This is a genomic window from Litoribacter ruber, assembly GCF_018449405.1.
Lineage (GTDB): Bacteria > Bacteroidota > Bacteroidia > Cytophagales > Cyclobacteriaceae > Litoribacter > Litoribacter ruber.
Window position 1 is genome coordinate 30,690 of record NZ_JAHCMY010000016.1, and the last position, 16,147, is coordinate 46,836.

Here is a 16,147-nt window from a genome sequence, read left to right on the forward strand (position 1 = left end):
AATTAAATTGTTAAGAATTATAAGTTAACCGTTGAACTGTGAACTATGAACTGTAAAAATGCCCCGCCCGCCAAAACCGTTAACTAAACCTTATGAAGAAAGCGACGGGAGGGGACATTTTTAAATCTAGAAGTCAATTCTAATTCCGGCCGCTATACTACGCAAGGGCCGCATTGTTCTAAAATCCGGATCAAGTGGATCATCAGAAGCCTTCCATAATATTCCTAAATTATTTGCATAGGTATAGAGCTCCGCTCGCTGAAAAGGCATTCTCCCATACCGGCTTTTGTTAAATTCATAGGAAAGCCTTACATCTTGAAGCCTAATATGATCTCCTTGTTCTACTAATTGATCGGAATATAAATACATGTTATCCCTGTTTTGATTGTTAACCGACGGCAAGGAAGGTATTTGGGTAAAGGCCTCATCACCTGGGTGCTGCCACCTGTGGTTAAAATCAGAATGTCCACCCTCTCCCCTTAGGATAGGAAAGTAATTCACGGATTCCCTGCGGTAAAAATATCCAAATCGATAACTGATATTGAAGGAGGCTGAAAAATCCCTCCAACGGATATTATTTCGGAAAGCCCCGAAATGTGTCGGCCTCATGCTCCCATGAAACACCAAATCCTCGGTCGAAAACTGGTTTCGGATAAGGGTGAAGTTTGAATTGGGGCTACCTTCAAAATACACTTGCGGGTTGCCCGTATCGGGATCTAATCCAGCCCATGGGTAACTGTAAATGGAAAACAACGGGAAACCTTCGCGTGGCAATATCCCCCCAGAACCTCCCACGCTTACATAATTAAAGGCAACGGCTTCATTCGCATAGGAAGTCACCACCTCATGGACATGGCTATAAAGGAATTCCGGCTGCCACCTAAATCCTCCCACGCGAAGATCACTACCCAATATCACATCCACACCATCGGTGGTTGTATTGGCATAATTCCCTCTAAAATTGATCACCCCGGAGGAAGGTGGGTAAGGTGAATCTCCAATCAGATCCAATCCGCTCTTTTTGTAATATTCTATAGTTCCCCTGAGCTTACCTCCACGGCTTTCAAAGTCCATTCCTGTATTGAAGATCCCTATCCGCTCCCACCTGAGCTCCGGATTGGGAGGATTTTGGATTTGTGCATAAGGCAATGCAAAGCCGGTCAATGAATTATTGGTACTCGCAGGACGGTAAACCGCTGTTGTAAAAGAAGAAAGATTCCTATCAATGTTTCCATTATAACCATAGGTCATCCGCAACTTCATATAAGGTAGCCCTCCCCACCGATAAAATCGCTCCTCCGAAAGTGTCCATGCCCCGCCAACGGACCAAAGTGGCACCGCTCGCTGATTGGCTTCCACACCGAACAAATTGGAAGCATCTCTCCTGGCACTGAAGGTGAAGGAATATCGGTTGTCATACGTATAACCACCATTGACATAACCTGACAAAAATCTTTCATATAACCCGGAGTGTACACCGCGGTAGGGAATATTGCTCAACCCATTGTTATGAAAAAATCTAAACCTCGTTAAGTAATCCACAGGTTGGCTGGTGCCCAAAGCATCATCATACCCATAAAACCGACCTCCATCAGAATGCACATCCATCATCTTAATCTCATATCCTGATAAAAGATCCAACCGATGCTTTCCAAACTGGCGCCCATATCTCAGCTGACCTCTCAAGCTATGACTTAAACTGTTTGAATGGGTGAAATCATAAATACCCCCTTGCGGCATATGATGTCCCAGAGTACCGTCGGGCTGGAAATAGCTATAAAGGTTAAAAAGGTTTCTTACGAAGTAACTCCCCTCTGGATAATGCACCTGCCTATCACCTCTATTCTCCCAATACTGATACAATGCTTCTGCTTGGAGCCCTTCGAGCAATTTATACCCCACTCCAAGATTCAACCGTATATCATTGCTCTGGAGACGGTTGCGTATCATGTTAATTTCTTCCAATGGCCTGTAACGCCAATCCATCAAGCCAATCCCTTCTACAGAAGAAAGATATCGCTGGCTGTAGGTCCGTGTAATGGGCAGTGGCAGGCCATTATCATCCGCCAGTCTTTCATAGACAAACCCTTGGGGTAGTTCATTTCCGGAATCATCCAGGGACTTGGCCATATAAACTCCCAAATCCACCTTCAGCTTATCCGAGAGAAACTTCCAGGTATTTTGGGCATTAATTGTAAATCTGTCGGAACCATTTCCTATTACCCCTGCCCGGTTATTGTCATAGCCTACCGAGTACAAATAATGGTGCCGATCACTCCCACCGGATACATTGAGGGCATACTGTTGATTGATCCTGTTCTGTAGGTAATACCGGGAGATGTCATTACGAACATCATGTAGGGTATATCCAGATCGGCGGGCAGCCAATTCAGCATCTCCAATCAAGCCATTGCGGTGTGCAAATAAATCTTCCACAAAGGGAGATAAAGCTGTCTTATTGTTGTGGTTGAACAGGTTATTGTAAAATCCCCTGTCAAAAAGCAGTTCTTCAGTATACAAAAAGTCACTCCCACTGATAATAGGTTGATAAAATGGATCGTCAGCTTCAATTATATTGATGTTGCTGTTTAACGTGACCCTCATGGGTTGGTTTGTCCTGCCTCGTTTGGTGGTGATCACAATGACCCCATTCCCTGCCTTGGCACCCCATATAGAAGCTGCTGCAGCATCTTTCAACACTGTTACTGAGGCCACATCGTTTGGATTTATATTTTCTACCGGTCCATCATAGGGGAAATTATCCACAATTATCAGCGGCTGGGCACTTGCAAAAAGGGTACTTCTTCCACGGATACTTATAGGGTCACTGGAAGAACCTGCACGGTTAAAAATCAAACCACTGGTCACATCCTCAAGTCTATCCAATAGACTGGTACTTACACGGCGGTTTACCAACTCCTCATCCACTAGGGCAAAACTTCCCGTCGCCCGCTCCCGAGGCAGCTCTTGATAACCAGTAGACACCACCTCCACTTCAGTCAAGTCCAAACCTTCCTCTTTCAATTCAAACAAAAGCGGGGCAGAAATGGGTACGGAAACAGCCTTAGTCTGCAATGTATATCCCAACAAACTGGCTATTATCACATAATTTCCTTCTTCCAATTGGAAAATAAAGTTCCCCTCTACATCGGTAACGGTAGCCAATTCATTATTCTCTACCTTTATTAAAACTCCGGGCAAACCTTCGCCCGTTTTGCTGTCACTGACTTTTCCAGTCACTTGCTGGGGAAGCACCTCGCAGTAAATCCACCACAAGGCAAATGTTAGTATTAGTCTTTTCATCTGTTATTTTATCAAGGTTGTAAATTGATTAATAGATCCAGCTCGTGGATCAACTCATTTGCGGGTTTGCGCAAGTCTCCGGTCTTATATACCTTCCCTTCAGGGTCTATTAGTACCTGATAAGGAAATGCCTGAATATTATAATGGCCCAAAAGGGGATGATCATTGCCCCCGGTGCTCAGGTTGATGGCATGGTCGGATGTATAGTTATTGCTCTGAATGCTCTTTTTCCACCTGCGACTATCCGTATCGGTATTTATAGACAGGATCTCCAATCGTGCGTCGTCAACATACCGCTCCTCTAGCCTGCTGACTACCTGCTGATAAAATTGCACACAGCCACCGCAGCCGGTATACCAAAAATCCACAAATAGCCACTTCCCCCTCAAGCTTTCAAGCGTAACGGTATCCCCAGCAGCATCAGGAAGCCGGAAAGGATATGCCTCCTCACCTGATACCACCCTGCCCCCAAATTGCCTCAACAACTCCTGGGACACAGGTTCCTTCACCTGCTTCAAAAGGCTCATGTAATTGCTCCGGTCCAAATCCACCTCCTGGGTTTCATTAAGTATATACCGCACCAATGCCCTATCAGCCATAGGAGAGCTGTTTTTAACCAATTGCTCAATAACCGACTTCTCTTCAAGCACCCCTTCAATCCTTGCTTTTATGATCAGCCAATCTTGAAAATCTGCTGCATATACCAACATTTCATGGTCTATTGGGGAATGCTGGATTCCAGACAGTTGAGATTCATAAAAAGATCTCATTTCATCTACCAGCTCGATATTTCCGCCCCGGAGTGACTCTTTCAGAAGGAAATAATAGGATTGAAAAATCGGCAGATAATGCCTTCCCCACAGATCGGCTTCAAGCAATTTCAGCCTATCGGAAGATAATTTGTCCTCAAAAAATTGGAGCTTTTGGTATGCGGATGATTCAAAAAAATCCACCTCCAGTTGTGTTTTAAACCAATCCAGCTGCTCCCTGCCTTTGACCATTACATTTAATTTTCTGCCAAATTCAAAAGACGGGGGGCCATATTTGCTTCTGTTTCCGGCATCATGGGTCAGTAAAATTGGATTGGTTCCGAATTTCTGGGAAGCCTCAGCGGCAGCCAGCTCATATTGGACTTTGTAAAATAATGCCTGGGGACCATCAAACAGAACTCTATGCATATCGCGCTCTATCCGAACCCTTACGCTATCCCCGGGAAAAGCCAGCACCCGATCGAGAAGTGGCTGATTGCCCTCATTCAAATCCAAATATATCGGGGTTGCCACCTTCGCTGTTTCCACTTGAAAGACCAGGTCTTTGCCCGGAAAAACGCCATCTGTAATCCTACCCATTTCCACGTCCACTCCTTGGATCCGGGGCGGGGGAGTCTTGCTCGACTTTCCTATGAAGGGGTCGTATACCCTGAGCCAAAGACTATCCACCCCCTGCCGGTTGGCCAGTTCCCCATAGATCACCACCGGGGCCGGCTCCCCGGAGGACCCGGGGAAGGCGGCATCAGAGCCGGAGGGGCCTGACTGGTGGAAATCAGGGTGGGCAACTCTCTCGCCGTATAGGTATATTCCACTCCCGACTAGGCATAGCAGTGCCAGGAAAGAAAGAATCGTTCTTTTTTTCATCAAATTATTAGTTAAAGGTTAATTGGTAATTGTTAAAAGTTCAGGGTTCAGAGTTCAGGGTTAACTAACTGTGAACCCTGAACTGTGAACTATGAACCCTTTTATCCCTCTCCCCACCCAGGATGGCATATCGAGTTTAGCTAGGTTAGACATAATCCACCCAGGCAGAGAAAAGGAAGTTCATTTGTCATTTTTTTTCCTTAATCCTATAATCAGTCCCCGCTGGGCATTATGCCCACGGGACGATCAACCATTAATCCACAAGCGGCGCAGCCCATAAACCATAAGTCATAAACGGCGAAGCCAAGTAACCGGCGAAGCCAAGTAAGCGGCGAAGCCCATAAACTAGACTGCGCAGCAGTCGATAAACCATAAACTACGTTTTGTCCGGCGGCTCCTCCCCCATTGGGCTGATCCTTACTTCCACCTTGAGCCGGTTCTTCTCCCCCTCCTCCTTGAGGATAATTCCTATCGCCTTACAGAGCAATATCGCCTCCTGCTGCTCCCTGCTCATAGGCTTCGGCTTGGGGTCTGGCACGTAGGTATACCTGCTCTCAGAATCCACTTTCAGCCCCGTCAATGGCCTATCCCCCACCAGCAGCCACAACACACCGTCAAGAAATTGTTTTATACTTTTCATTGGTTTATGGTTTAAAGTTTATTGTCCGCTAGCGCGGACGGTTAAAGTTTATAAGTTCAATGTTCAAAGTTCAGTGTTCAGCCCTGGCTCCAACCGTGAACAGGGAACAGTGAACCATTAAACGGCGAAGCCCATAAGCGCGCAGCCCCTAAACGGCGAAGCCAATAAGCGGCGCAGCCCATAAACGGCGAAGCCAATAAACGGCGAAGCCAAGTAACCGGCGCAGCCAACAAGGCATACCTCTCCCCCGAAGAATTGATGCATTCTTTTTTTTTTAAGTCAATACCGGTTTGGTTTAAAGCTTATTTTTCCCCTGCGGGGCAAGTTTATGGTTTAAAAACCGTAATCCTTAAACCTTAAACCATAAGCGGCGAAGCCCCTCAGCGCGCAGCACGTAAACGGCGAAGCCAGAACCGGCGAAGCCAAGTAACCGGCGCAGCCCACAAGGCATACCTCTCCCCCGAAGAAGTGATGCATTCTTTTTTTTTTTACGGCAATACCGTTTTGGTTTAAAGCTTATTTTTCCCCTGCGGGGAAAGTTTATGGTTTAAAAACCGAAATCCTTAAACCTTAAACCATAAGCGGCGAAGCCCATAAGCGCGCAGCAAGTAAACGGCGAAGCCAGAACCGGCGAAGCCAAGTAAACCATAATCGGCGAAGCCAAATAAACAGCGAAGCTTCAGTCCGGGCTTTTAATCAGATTTCTCTGCAGTTGTTTGATTGTTATTCTTAGGTTTTGATAGATCATCCGAGCGTAGCCGAGGGCAGGTCTCTGAGCGTAGCCGAAGGGGGGAACGAGGAAGCAGCTTACGGCAGGTCCCCAATGACCGTAGCGCATGTATAGAATGTTAGAAGAGGAAAGAGTTCCAGCCCCAAATTGACATAACAGAACTTCCTCCGATTTAAGGATGCAAGTTATTTGTCCTATATTTTGGCTTGGTTCCATTCTTTCTTTTTAGAATTACCCATTGATTTTTTGGTATCAACAGGTGAATTATTGCGATTTCTTTGCTAACTTTAATTAAGAAATCCTTAGGACAAAGTTTGGAAAAAAAGCGTATAAGAGTAAGTAAGAATAGTACTAGCTTAGGATTTTAGATACTAACTCAGGACATTTTTAGAAATAATGATGAAAGCTCAGAAAATCATGCGAATCCTTCGGGAGTCCCGCGACTACAGCCAGGAATATGTCGCCAATATTTTGGACATGAACCAAAAGACCTATTCCAACCTGGAGTCAGGCAAAACCAAACTTACCCTAGAAAGGATAAATCAGCTAGCAGAATTCTATCAGGTTAAGCCCGAGTATTTTCTGGGAGATGAACTACCTACGATTAATTATAACACTGGCAGTTATAGTAGATCCATTATAGGTACTAAGACCTACAATGAAGCAAATGAATCAAAATCCTCGGAATTGTTTGAGCGAATTATTGCTGAAAAAGATGTCCAGATTGACTATTTAATAAATGAGCTGAAGGAAATAAAAAAAGAAAAAGAAAACCTCCTAGAACTTATCAAACACCTTGGGGGTAAGATTAAATCCGAATAAAATGAAAGAGAACCTACTGAAAAAATTGAGAGAAGAAAATAAGTATGCTCCAGACCTTGTTGCAGCAAAAATTGATGCCACTCCTGAAGAATACCTTAAAATTGAATCTGGGGAAAAGCAATTAAATCTACTACAGGCTGCTCAATTAGGAGACCTCTACGACATAAATCCAAGGCATTTATTAGACTTAGCAGAAACTATAAATTATAATATAGGCTCAAACAGTAGGACTATTTACGCAAACAATTATTATGAAAAAAAAGAGAATTAGTTCCATGACTTGTAACAAACCGATATCATAAAAAAAATAAATTTCAAATAACAACAATAACGAGAATCAATGGATGATTTTCAAACATATACATTATTTATCTTTGAAATCGATTCTTTGTCTCACGAAGATATATCATCACTTCATGACCAATTCAACTCCACAAACATCTCTCATTCTTTTGATTATGAATTCCAAAAATTAATGTTATCGAGAAGTAGCCTTTCCGGAACTTTAATTAAAAGAACCATAACATCCTTGAAATATTTTGACATTGAAGAAAAAATTTTTAGCAACAGGACTATAGAGATTTTTTCAGAAGTAGAGTTTGATATAGATACACTAAATAATTTATTAATCATATATGGAAGTTCAGTTGACATTCCAAAATTTAAAGGTGTATTCAAGAGGATATTGACTAAGGGAAAATCATTAACACCATTGAACATTAGCCCATATGTTATTTATAACAAAATAAAGTTAACAAGCATCTTTTTTAAAATCTATAAAATGTCAATTCAAGCTTACAAGCATACAGAAGGGGCTATTGGAATGTTCAAACCTGATATAAGTAAAAACCAAATAGCTAAAAATCTTTTTGAGGAATATAAGCACGACGTAACCAAATGTTTAATTTATTTTACTTACGATAATTTTGAGTTTTATACTAACTTTTCGAAAACAGGAAATTTACAGATAAGATGCCACGAAGACGATTTTCTTGAGATACAAAAAATTTTAATAAAAACATTAATAATATAATGGCAGAAGACCAAGGAGTAAACGGTGATATTTGGAACAAAGAAGCAGTCTCATTATTAAAGGAGTTTGGATGGATTAGTATCGGTGACAATAATATTGATATAAAAGGAATAGATAAAAAAAAACATGGGATTGATACCTTAATAAAATACGAAGGTAATTTATTTAACAGGCTACCTCAAGGATTTTTTTTGGAAGCAAAACGATATGAGACCAAAAATTTTAAAGCTGTCAACTTCAGGGATTGGGTTAACACTCTCGACAATAAAATTAGGTTGTTACGAGGAAGCATAGAAATGGAAGAACAGTTCCCTGACTTCTCAAACTCAGATGCAAGAAACGGAATAATCATGATTTGGTTCGCTGATGTAGCAAATTATAACGAAGATAAATTAAAGAAAGCATTAAAAAGTATTTCTCCTAAGAACCCCTCAGGCTTAACCAGACCTTCTAGAATTTTTGTACTAGACAATTACCACATTCTACGACTTTGCTCGCTAAAAAATTCCATTGAAAATATTGAATCAAAAAAAGAAGGATTTAAAAACTTTAAATTTTATTATCCATCAGTGGGGAATAATTCTAATCCTATATTTAGAAGCAACTCCTTATCAATTGAATACATGTTTTCTAAATTTATTTTAGGGGAAGCAATTTATGGAGCAAATAAAGAAGTTAAAATCGTTTTCTTTTTCGGAAACCCTATTATCCAAAACTTTAAACTATTAAAAGACTGCCTGTTAAATCTCAATTTTATTGATTCAGATAAAGATCTAATTTTATTCTTATACAAAAGAGATGATAATCAATTTAGAAAAATTAGACCAGATGTAGAAAATCTGTTTAGTAGCACATCTTTTTCAATTAGACAAATGGATATTTTAGCAGACCTTCCATCCTGGATTAAAAATTAACATAATATATGAAGGAAATTACTTACCCCTCTTTTTATGAGTTAAAGGAAGTATTGGAAAATTTAACTAATAAAAGTTTCAACGTAGCCTTTGGCTTAGAAAGGGGTATTATAATATCGAGATCAAACCATGCCAATACAGCGTCCGAATTAGCTTATCTTTTTTATGACAAAGAAGATATTGACGAAATCAGAAATGAAGCTTATAGAAGAAATACCAACCACACCTTGTCGGGTTTTCAAATTAAATCAGAAAGTAGTATAGAGCTACCATCAGTTTTTGAGTCAATAATAAGTACTGGTAATATTGAAATTGGACAAAGCCTAAGCAGCTTAACAGAAGAATATGAGGGTAAAACTAAAATATTCACAAGTATGATGGAATATCGAAAAAGGAAAATCGGACGGATTGAGTTCCTACAAGAGGAAACAATAAATTTTAAGTTTAACTTTTTCCAAATAGACCAAAAAACATGGCAGGTAGAAGTAGATTGTGTTAGGTCAAATGATTTAGGAGAAATAAAAAAGATTTTTGAAAAAAATTTATCACGGGAAACAGATTTTGAAGAAATTGAACTGAATAGTTTAACAACTGAAAAAACAATTAACTTCTTTGATTCGCTAGCAAATAAATTTGATGAAAACTGGACTTTTAAAGACATAAAACATTTAACTTTAAAAAGAGGTTCTGAAAATGATGAAGACATTATTGACGTATCTTCGAGGGAAGAAGACCAGGAGTCTGATAATTTATCAGGAATTACACAAGCAATTTTAGAAGGAAAAAATTTACGAGAAAATTCTTTTGTAAAAAATTCTGTAGAAAATGGCTATAAATTTACATCAATGACATATGAATTTGACCATTCCACTGAACCAAAAACAATTCAAATCAAAGCAGAGTTTAAAGGTAGGCCCAAAATATTTGAAACAAGTATCATAAATTTCATGGCAAAAACAGGGTTAGGTGCAGAAAGTTCAGAATTAAAAATTAATCAGTCCCAAAAAAGAAAATATTGTTCTATGCTTTGGAATGCTGCAAAGGAAACTTATTATGAGTTGCTAAAATAACTATGAATGAAATTATCACCATAAGGATTTAGGCTTCTTACTCATATTCGAGGAAGCTTTTTCAAAATATTAGGCATATCTAATTATAAGCTGCAATTCTGGCCAATTCACATTAATGCTCTATCGATGCATCGGGACCATCAGAGGTTTATCTATTGGTTGACCAAGAAACTTCCATCCATTTTATAAAAATTTAGTTCCAAGGTGCTGATTGAGTAACCACTTCACCCGCCATTGAGCCAAATGCCTGTTTAATGTTGGCCTTTTTCCTGTTTTTATGCTAGTATGGATAATCCGGCCTATCCTGACCCCTCCCAAAAGTTCCGGATCCATTGATCCCAATCTCCGTTTACAGGCTTTAAACGCCTGTCATTCCTGCGGATGCTGACTGCTGGGTGGATACCCCTAACGACAGAACTCATGCATCAACCGAACCAACACCAATTTAAAAATCAATTTGGAAATAATAACAAGTGGTATCATATTTCTCGTCCTTCCCTTTCTTAAAGTAGATCTTACCAGCATTATAATCAATGATTGACTCAGTACTTATAAAATCATTATCAGTAACAGGAGACTTTTTAAAAACCAAAGTATCTTCTTTAATTTCATATTTACCTTCAAACCTTTCTTCCCCAAAAAACCAGTTAGCAAAAATGATATAATTACCGTTCTCAAACAACATAAGATTTATTCGGCTTCTTTCATCTATAAATGCCGCTTCCAGAGTTTTATTCCAAAAAAGGCCATTACGAAAATCATAAACCCCAAGAAACATGCCCCCTGCAATAAACAATATGGAAAATAATTTGGCATCAGGTACTTTAGCCTCTTTAATCCCAATAACGATTAGCATAATGAATAAAGCCAATGAGCCAATAGAAAGGAAGGTCAAAGGAAGATAAATCAAAAAGCTATATGCTCCCAACCACTCTTAAATAACCACAAGGTATAATATCAGAGCCCCTAATGTCACAAAAACCAAAACTTTCAATACCTTTTCCATTCCGTTTATTTCTGTTTAAAATCCAGCGCCATCCCCGACATCTCATCTACGTCCTGCCATTGAGTTCCCTTCCTGCCTTCTTTTTGTTCTTGCCTCCCCATTGCTTGAAGAAGAATGCTACTCCGGACTGCTCGTATTGCCCCTGGATATCCAGTACCCTGTTCATAGCCTGATATTCCTCCAATACCTGTTTCTGTTCCGGAAACAGTTCGTTCATCACTTCCACTGCAATATGAAACTCAATTTCTAAGCGGAAAAATTAGGCAATAAGATCCAGTTCAATCAGATCAATAAAAATACAGGCATCGGTGACAGCAATTCTCATCAGATGACAATATTTTCCTTCCTGAACTCTGTCAGCTTTTGATTTTTCAACGCTGCAGCTTTGCTCATGCTGATAAACTCCTCCACAAGAGCCCTAAAAAGGAGTTGGGAAAATCGATTGGAATGCTCCACCCCTTCATATTCTACAGGTTCATTCACTCTATAGCCCAATTGGTTAAAGACCATATAGAATTGCTTGAAGTAATTTTCTGAAATCAGCCCCAAATTCTTTGCCCTATATACCAATGCCTGCATAGAAATTCCATATTGCTGCTTCATGGCAGATAGTTCATGAATGGAAAGTTTGGTCCTCTTTCCGCCCAATTCTTTTTTCATGGTTTCTGCCGGAAGCAACATGGCCGCGGCAAATGCATGACATTTTTTTTCTTTCTGTTTTTCCGGAAGCCCATTGACATCGAGCAGTAGGTGAGCCAACTCATGCAGTGCTGTAAACCGCTTTCTGTCAAGATTAGCATCAAGTCTGGATTTGTTCAAAACGATCAAAGGAATGTCGCGATTTACCCAGGTGGCAAACCCATCGAATGATTCGGTAGAATCTATCTCCAATACCTTCACATGATGATCCTCCAGGACCTCGATTACATTGGATATAGCATCCCTTCCCAGCCCCCATGCATCTCTCAACATCTCAGCTGCCACTTCAATATCATCCTGGGAGTTGATCGGCATATTATGGAGAGGGTTGTGAAACTTGGTTTCAATTCCCAGAATCTCCTCCAGTTCTATGTATCGGCTAAGTTCATTCTTGGCAATCTCCACAATCCTGTTTTTTTCCTTGACAGGATAGTTTGCCAGCTTACGAAATTCAATTTCCCCAAATTCCACTATGGTATCGGCATGAAAATAATTCGGCCTGACACCAAGTGCCTCTGCCAGGAGGCCGATCATTTCCGAATCTGGGATCACCTGCCCCATTTCATATTTGCTGAGGGCTTGCTTGGTGACACGGTTTTCAATCCTATCCGCCAGCCCCTGCAGGGATAGGCCATTCATCAATCTGGCTGATTTGAGGCGGGAGCCGAAGTATTTCATGGGTTATAAATAAATTGATTTGCAGTAAAAATACTCATTTCAGTTGACAAATTATGTTTATAAACCCAATATGTCAATCAGTATTAAACCTTAAAAAAAGAAAGCAAGATATTTCATGGCATGTTGAGGCATATTGTATTATTTTACGTTTATATTTTGGAGATTAAATTTTTGGTAATTCTATATGGCAGCGGCTGAACAAATAAAAACATTGATCAAATCATTTGGGGAGGGGGATGAATCCCGCTTCTATGCTACTGCTATGCAAATTGCCGCCTCTGAGGCTAGAAAAGGGCATGTTGCTCTGGCTGAGGAATTGAAAAAGTTGATTGACAAAGGGAAATCTTCCAAAGCAGTAGTCAAAAGACTACCTGTCAATGCTGCACAAAAAGAACTGAATGATCTCTTGGAACTGGTCAGTCCGGACACAAGAATGAAAGACATGGTACTTTCCAAGGATATTCAGGAGAGTTTGGCTAAAGTCATCCACGAACAAAGGCATTTGGATAAGTTATTAAGCCATAACCTGCAACCTCGAAGGAAATTACTTCTAGTGGGACCTCCCGGATCAGGGAAGACCATGACTGCCCATGCATTAGCTGGAGAATTAGGACTTCCTTTATTTGTCATTCGATTGGATGGCCTTATCAGCAGATACCTTGGTGAATCCATAGCGAAGCTTCGTTTGATTTTTGATGCCATGATGGACTTTAGGGCTGTATATCTGTTTGATGAATTTGACAGCATTGGCAGCACCAGAACTCAGACTCAAGATGTAGGCGAAATCAAAAGGGTTTTAAACAGTTTTCTGCTACAGATAGAAAAAGATAAATCCAATAGTTTGATCATTGCTGCTACCAATTTGCCGGAAAGCTTAGATACTGCCCTTTTCCGAAGGTTTGATGATATCATCAATTATTCTAATCCTTCAGCGGAACAAATCAAACAAATTTTCGCTGCTAGGATAGGTGAGATAGGAGTCCTAAAAGCTATAGATCTTGATCAGCTATCCAAAATGTCTCTTGGTTTGAGCTATGCGGAAATTTATAAAATATGTGAGGAAATCTGGAAAGATTATCTTCTCTATGGAGAAAATCATTTAACCGAAGAAAAAATTATTCAGTATATAATGGCTAGAAAGAGAACCTACTAATTAAAACACATGAATGGATTTTTTAAGCATATTTTTTTAGAGAACAAAGTCAGATCAATAAGCTTTACTCCCCTAGGAACTGGTAGGTTTAAAACAAACAAAAACATCGATCAAACCAAACACGGGAATAAGCTAAAAAATGATTTTGAAGAAGCTTTTTTAGATTTTTGGCAAGGTGAGCCCGGTGATTTCGTATATGTGGAGCTTGAAACTTACCCTGGTTTTGAACTTGATATCAAGAAATTTGAAGCAAAAGCAGGTGATATCAGAATTGCTTCTTTAAAACAGGTAATAAAGGAAGATGGTAAGGAAAAAACCTTCAGTACGATTTATCTTTCCAAGAAAGGGGTCAAAGATTTTCTAGAAAAAATATCTGCCTATTCTAAACCAGAAAGAAATACAGAAAAAGGAAATCCTAAAAACGCAAGCCTATTATCCAACCTGGAGTCCATACATCAGGCTACTTTAAAGTCCTTTTGGCAGGAGCCTGAAATCTCTTTCCCTGATCATGAACAGGCAGTGTGGTGGGAGATTTGGTTGGATATAACTGCCTCAGCAGCAGAAGCTGTCCGTGCGGAAATTACTGAACGATTACAAGCATTTGGTGTACAGATATCCTCTCGTTTTATGGTTTTTCCAGAACACTTGGTGATGCTAGCAAAAGGAAGTGCCAAACAACTGGCTGAACCACTGCTATATTCTCAATATCTTGATGAATTGAGAAAGCCAGTAGAGGTGTCTGATGTTTTTACTTCCATGGATATTCCTGAACAAAGAGACTGGATCGCCAACTTGGCTCAGCAATTAGAAATTCAGGAAAATTCAAACTTGTCAGTATGCCTTTTGGATTCTGGCATCAATGAAAACCATCCCTTACTGGCATATTTGAATTCCCATATCCAAGTGGATACGGTAGACCCTTCATGGGGGACTAATGATTCTTGGCGTTTTCCAGGCCACGGAACAGCTATGTCCGGAATCATCTTATTTGGGGATTTATCTGAAGCTTTAGTATCTAGGGAAAGCATTAGGATTTTCCACCGATTGGAAAGTATAAAGTTGATTCAGCAATCAAAGCCTACAGATCCAGATCAATATGGTGCGGTTACAGAAGAGGCCATAGCCAGGGCGGAGACAAACCCCATCCAACAAAGAGTATTCTGCATGGCCATTACTGCTGATGGAGATACCCATTTTGGCAGACCTAGTGCATGGTCTGCGGCAATAGACAAATCAGCCTTCGGAGAAGAAGATTGGAAACGGTTAATATTGGTTTCCGCAGGAAATATTCCAAATCATAGGTGGCTGGAATATCCCTTATCCAATCAGGATAACAGTATACATGATCCTGCCCAAGCTTTCAATGCCCTGACCATAGGAGCATATACTTTGAAAGATAGAATTGATTTATCCAAATATCCAGGATCAACTCTTCTGGCGCAAAGGGGGCAGTTAGCTCCTTCAAGCAGTACAAGCATGAATTGGGGAAAAGTATGGGCAATAAAGCCCGAAGTTGTTTTTGAAGGAGGAAATGCGGCAGAATGGAATAGCGGTCTTTGTGATCCTGATTCCTTGATGCCTTTAAGTATTTCAAAAGGAGGAATGGCAAGTTCTCTTTTCTCAACTTTTGGAGAAACCTCCTCTGCCACGGCATTTGCTAGCAAATTTGCTGTAGGTATTTTGGAAAATTATCCAAATATTTGGCCGGAAACAGTAAGGGCACTCATGGTCCATGCTGCCCAATGGACAGATCAAATGTTAGGCGACAGGAAAATTGAAGACCTTTCCACAGTTGAAAAAATTCAATTATTGAGGACAGTAGGTTACGGAGTGCCATTTTTGCCTGCTGCTTTATACACCTTACAGAATTCCGTTTCCTTAGTTGTTCAAGAAACCATTACACCTTACAAATTTGAAAGTAGTAGGGTTCAGGCCAATGAATGCCACGTGTTCACCCTTCCATGGCCGCAAGACCAATTGTTGGAAATGGGAAATACACAGGTCAGGTTGAATGTAACGCTCTCCTATTTTATAGAACCCAATCCAGGCAATAAGAGGTATGCCAAGGCAAACAATTATGCTTCATTCGGTCTTCGGTTTAAATTGAAGGATACCAATGAAACTTCTACTACTTTTTTGGCAAGGATCAATAAAGAAGCAAGGGAAGCTTTAGAGGAGGATTATCAACAAGAAGGAAGGGAAAACTGGGTAATCGGTCAAAGTATTAGGGACAAAGGATCCATCCATAGAGATATCTGGATAGGCAATGCAGCTGATTTGGCTACCAAAAATGAACTGGCCATCATTCCAACCGGTGGCTGGTGGAAAACAAGAACAATTCATAAACGCTATAACCAATCTGTCCGATACAGTCTGATCATCAACATAGAAACAGATTCGGAAGATTTGCTGACCCCGATTTTGAATAAATTAAGGGTGGGTGTTGAAGCTATTTGAAGAAGAAG

The 16,147-nt window shown here is 40.4% G+C and carries 13 protein-coding genes; 7 read left to right on the plus strand and 6 right to left on the minus strand.

The window, feature by feature from the left end:
- Nucleotides 1–126: 126 nt before the first annotated feature.
- The 3 genes from KI659_RS16665 to KI659_RS16675 form a co-directional block, all read right to left on the minus strand.
- Nucleotides 127–3,303 (minus strand): SusC/RagA family TonB-linked outer membrane protein, encoded by a 3,177-nt coding sequence (locus tag KI659_RS16665; RefSeq protein WP_213946512.1) that lies wholly within the window; start codon nt 3,301–3,303, stop codon nt 127–129.
- Between the two features lie 11 nt (nt 3,304–3,314).
- Nucleotides 3,315–4,937, minus strand: a complete 1,623-nt coding sequence (locus tag KI659_RS16670) for a TlpA family protein disulfide reductase (protein WP_213946513.1) — start codon at nt 4,935–4,937, stop codon at nt 3,315–3,317.
- Nucleotides 4,938–5,313: 376 nt separating this feature from the next.
- A complete protein-coding gene (locus KI659_RS16675; protein ID WP_213946514.1) occupies nt 5,314–5,577 on the minus strand; it encodes a hypothetical protein in 264 nt (87 codons plus the stop codon).
- A gap of 1,126 nt (nt 5,578–6,703) precedes the next feature.
- Here KI659_RS16675 and KI659_RS16680 point away from each other — a divergent pair.
- The 5 genes from KI659_RS16680 (at nt 6,704) to KI659_RS16700 (ending at nt 10,146) form a co-directional block, all read left to right on the plus strand.
- A complete protein-coding gene (locus KI659_RS16680) occupies nt 6,704–7,129 on the plus strand; it encodes a helix-turn-helix domain-containing protein (RefSeq protein WP_213946515.1) in 426 nt (141 codons plus the stop codon).
- Between the two features lies 1 nt (nt 7,130).
- Complete coding sequence (locus KI659_RS16685; protein WP_213946516.1) at nt 7,131–7,400, plus strand: helix-turn-helix domain-containing protein; 270 nt, start codon at nt 7,131–7,133, stop codon at nt 7,398–7,400.
- Nucleotides 7,401–7,469: 69 nt separating this feature from the next.
- Nucleotides 7,470–8,162, plus strand: coding sequence for a hypothetical protein (locus KI659_RS16690; RefSeq protein ID WP_213946517.1), 693 nt, complete (start codon nt 7,470–7,472; stop codon nt 8,160–8,162).
- On the plus strand, nt 8,162–9,076 hold the full coding sequence (locus tag KI659_RS16695; RefSeq protein WP_213946518.1) for a hypothetical protein: 915 nt from the start codon (nt 8,162–8,164) through the stop codon (nt 9,074–9,076). Before KI659_RS16690 ends, KI659_RS16695 begins: the two co-directional genes overlap by 1 nt.
- Nucleotides 9,077–9,084: 8 nt before the next feature.
- Nucleotides 9,085–10,146 carry a hypothetical protein gene (locus KI659_RS16700; protein WP_213946519.1) on the plus strand — a complete coding sequence of 354 codons (1,062 nt, stop codon included), beginning with the start codon at nt 9,085–9,087 and terminating at the stop codon, nt 10,144–10,146.
- 445 nt (nt 10,147–10,591) lie between these two features.
- Here the strand turns inward: KI659_RS16700 and KI659_RS16705 are convergent, their stop codons facing one another.
- The 3 genes from KI659_RS16705 to KI659_RS16715 form a co-directional block, all read right to left on the minus strand.
- Nucleotides 10,592–11,074 (minus strand): hypothetical protein, encoded by a 483-nt coding sequence (locus KI659_RS16705; RefSeq protein ID WP_213946520.1) that lies wholly within the window; start codon nt 11,072–11,074, stop codon nt 10,592–10,594.
- A gap of 124 nt (nt 11,075–11,198) precedes the next feature.
- Nucleotides 11,199–11,369: a hypothetical protein gene (locus KI659_RS16710; RefSeq protein ID WP_213946540.1), complete on the minus strand. Its 171-nt coding sequence runs from the start codon at nt 11,367–11,369 to the stop codon at nt 11,199–11,201.
- A 107-nt stretch (nt 11,370–11,476) separates the two neighbouring features.
- Nucleotides 11,477–12,529 (minus strand): helix-turn-helix domain-containing protein, encoded by a 1,053-nt coding sequence (locus tag KI659_RS16715; protein WP_213946521.1) that lies wholly within the window; start codon nt 12,527–12,529, stop codon nt 11,477–11,479.
- Between the two features lie 184 nt (nt 12,530–12,713).
- Between KI659_RS16715 and KI659_RS16720 the strand changes: the two genes are divergently transcribed.
- Both KI659_RS16720 and KI659_RS16725 read left to right on the plus strand, forming a co-directional pair.
- On the plus strand, nt 12,714–13,682 hold the full coding sequence (locus tag KI659_RS16720; protein ID WP_246535451.1) for an AAA family ATPase: 969 nt from the start codon (nt 12,714–12,716) through the stop codon (nt 13,680–13,682).
- A gap of 9 nt (nt 13,683–13,691) precedes the next feature.
- Nucleotides 13,692–16,139, plus strand: coding sequence for a S8 family peptidase (locus tag KI659_RS16725; RefSeq protein WP_213946522.1), 2,448 nt, complete (start codon nt 13,692–13,694; stop codon nt 16,137–16,139).
- The last annotated feature ends 8 nt before the right edge of the window (nt 16,140–16,147 follow it).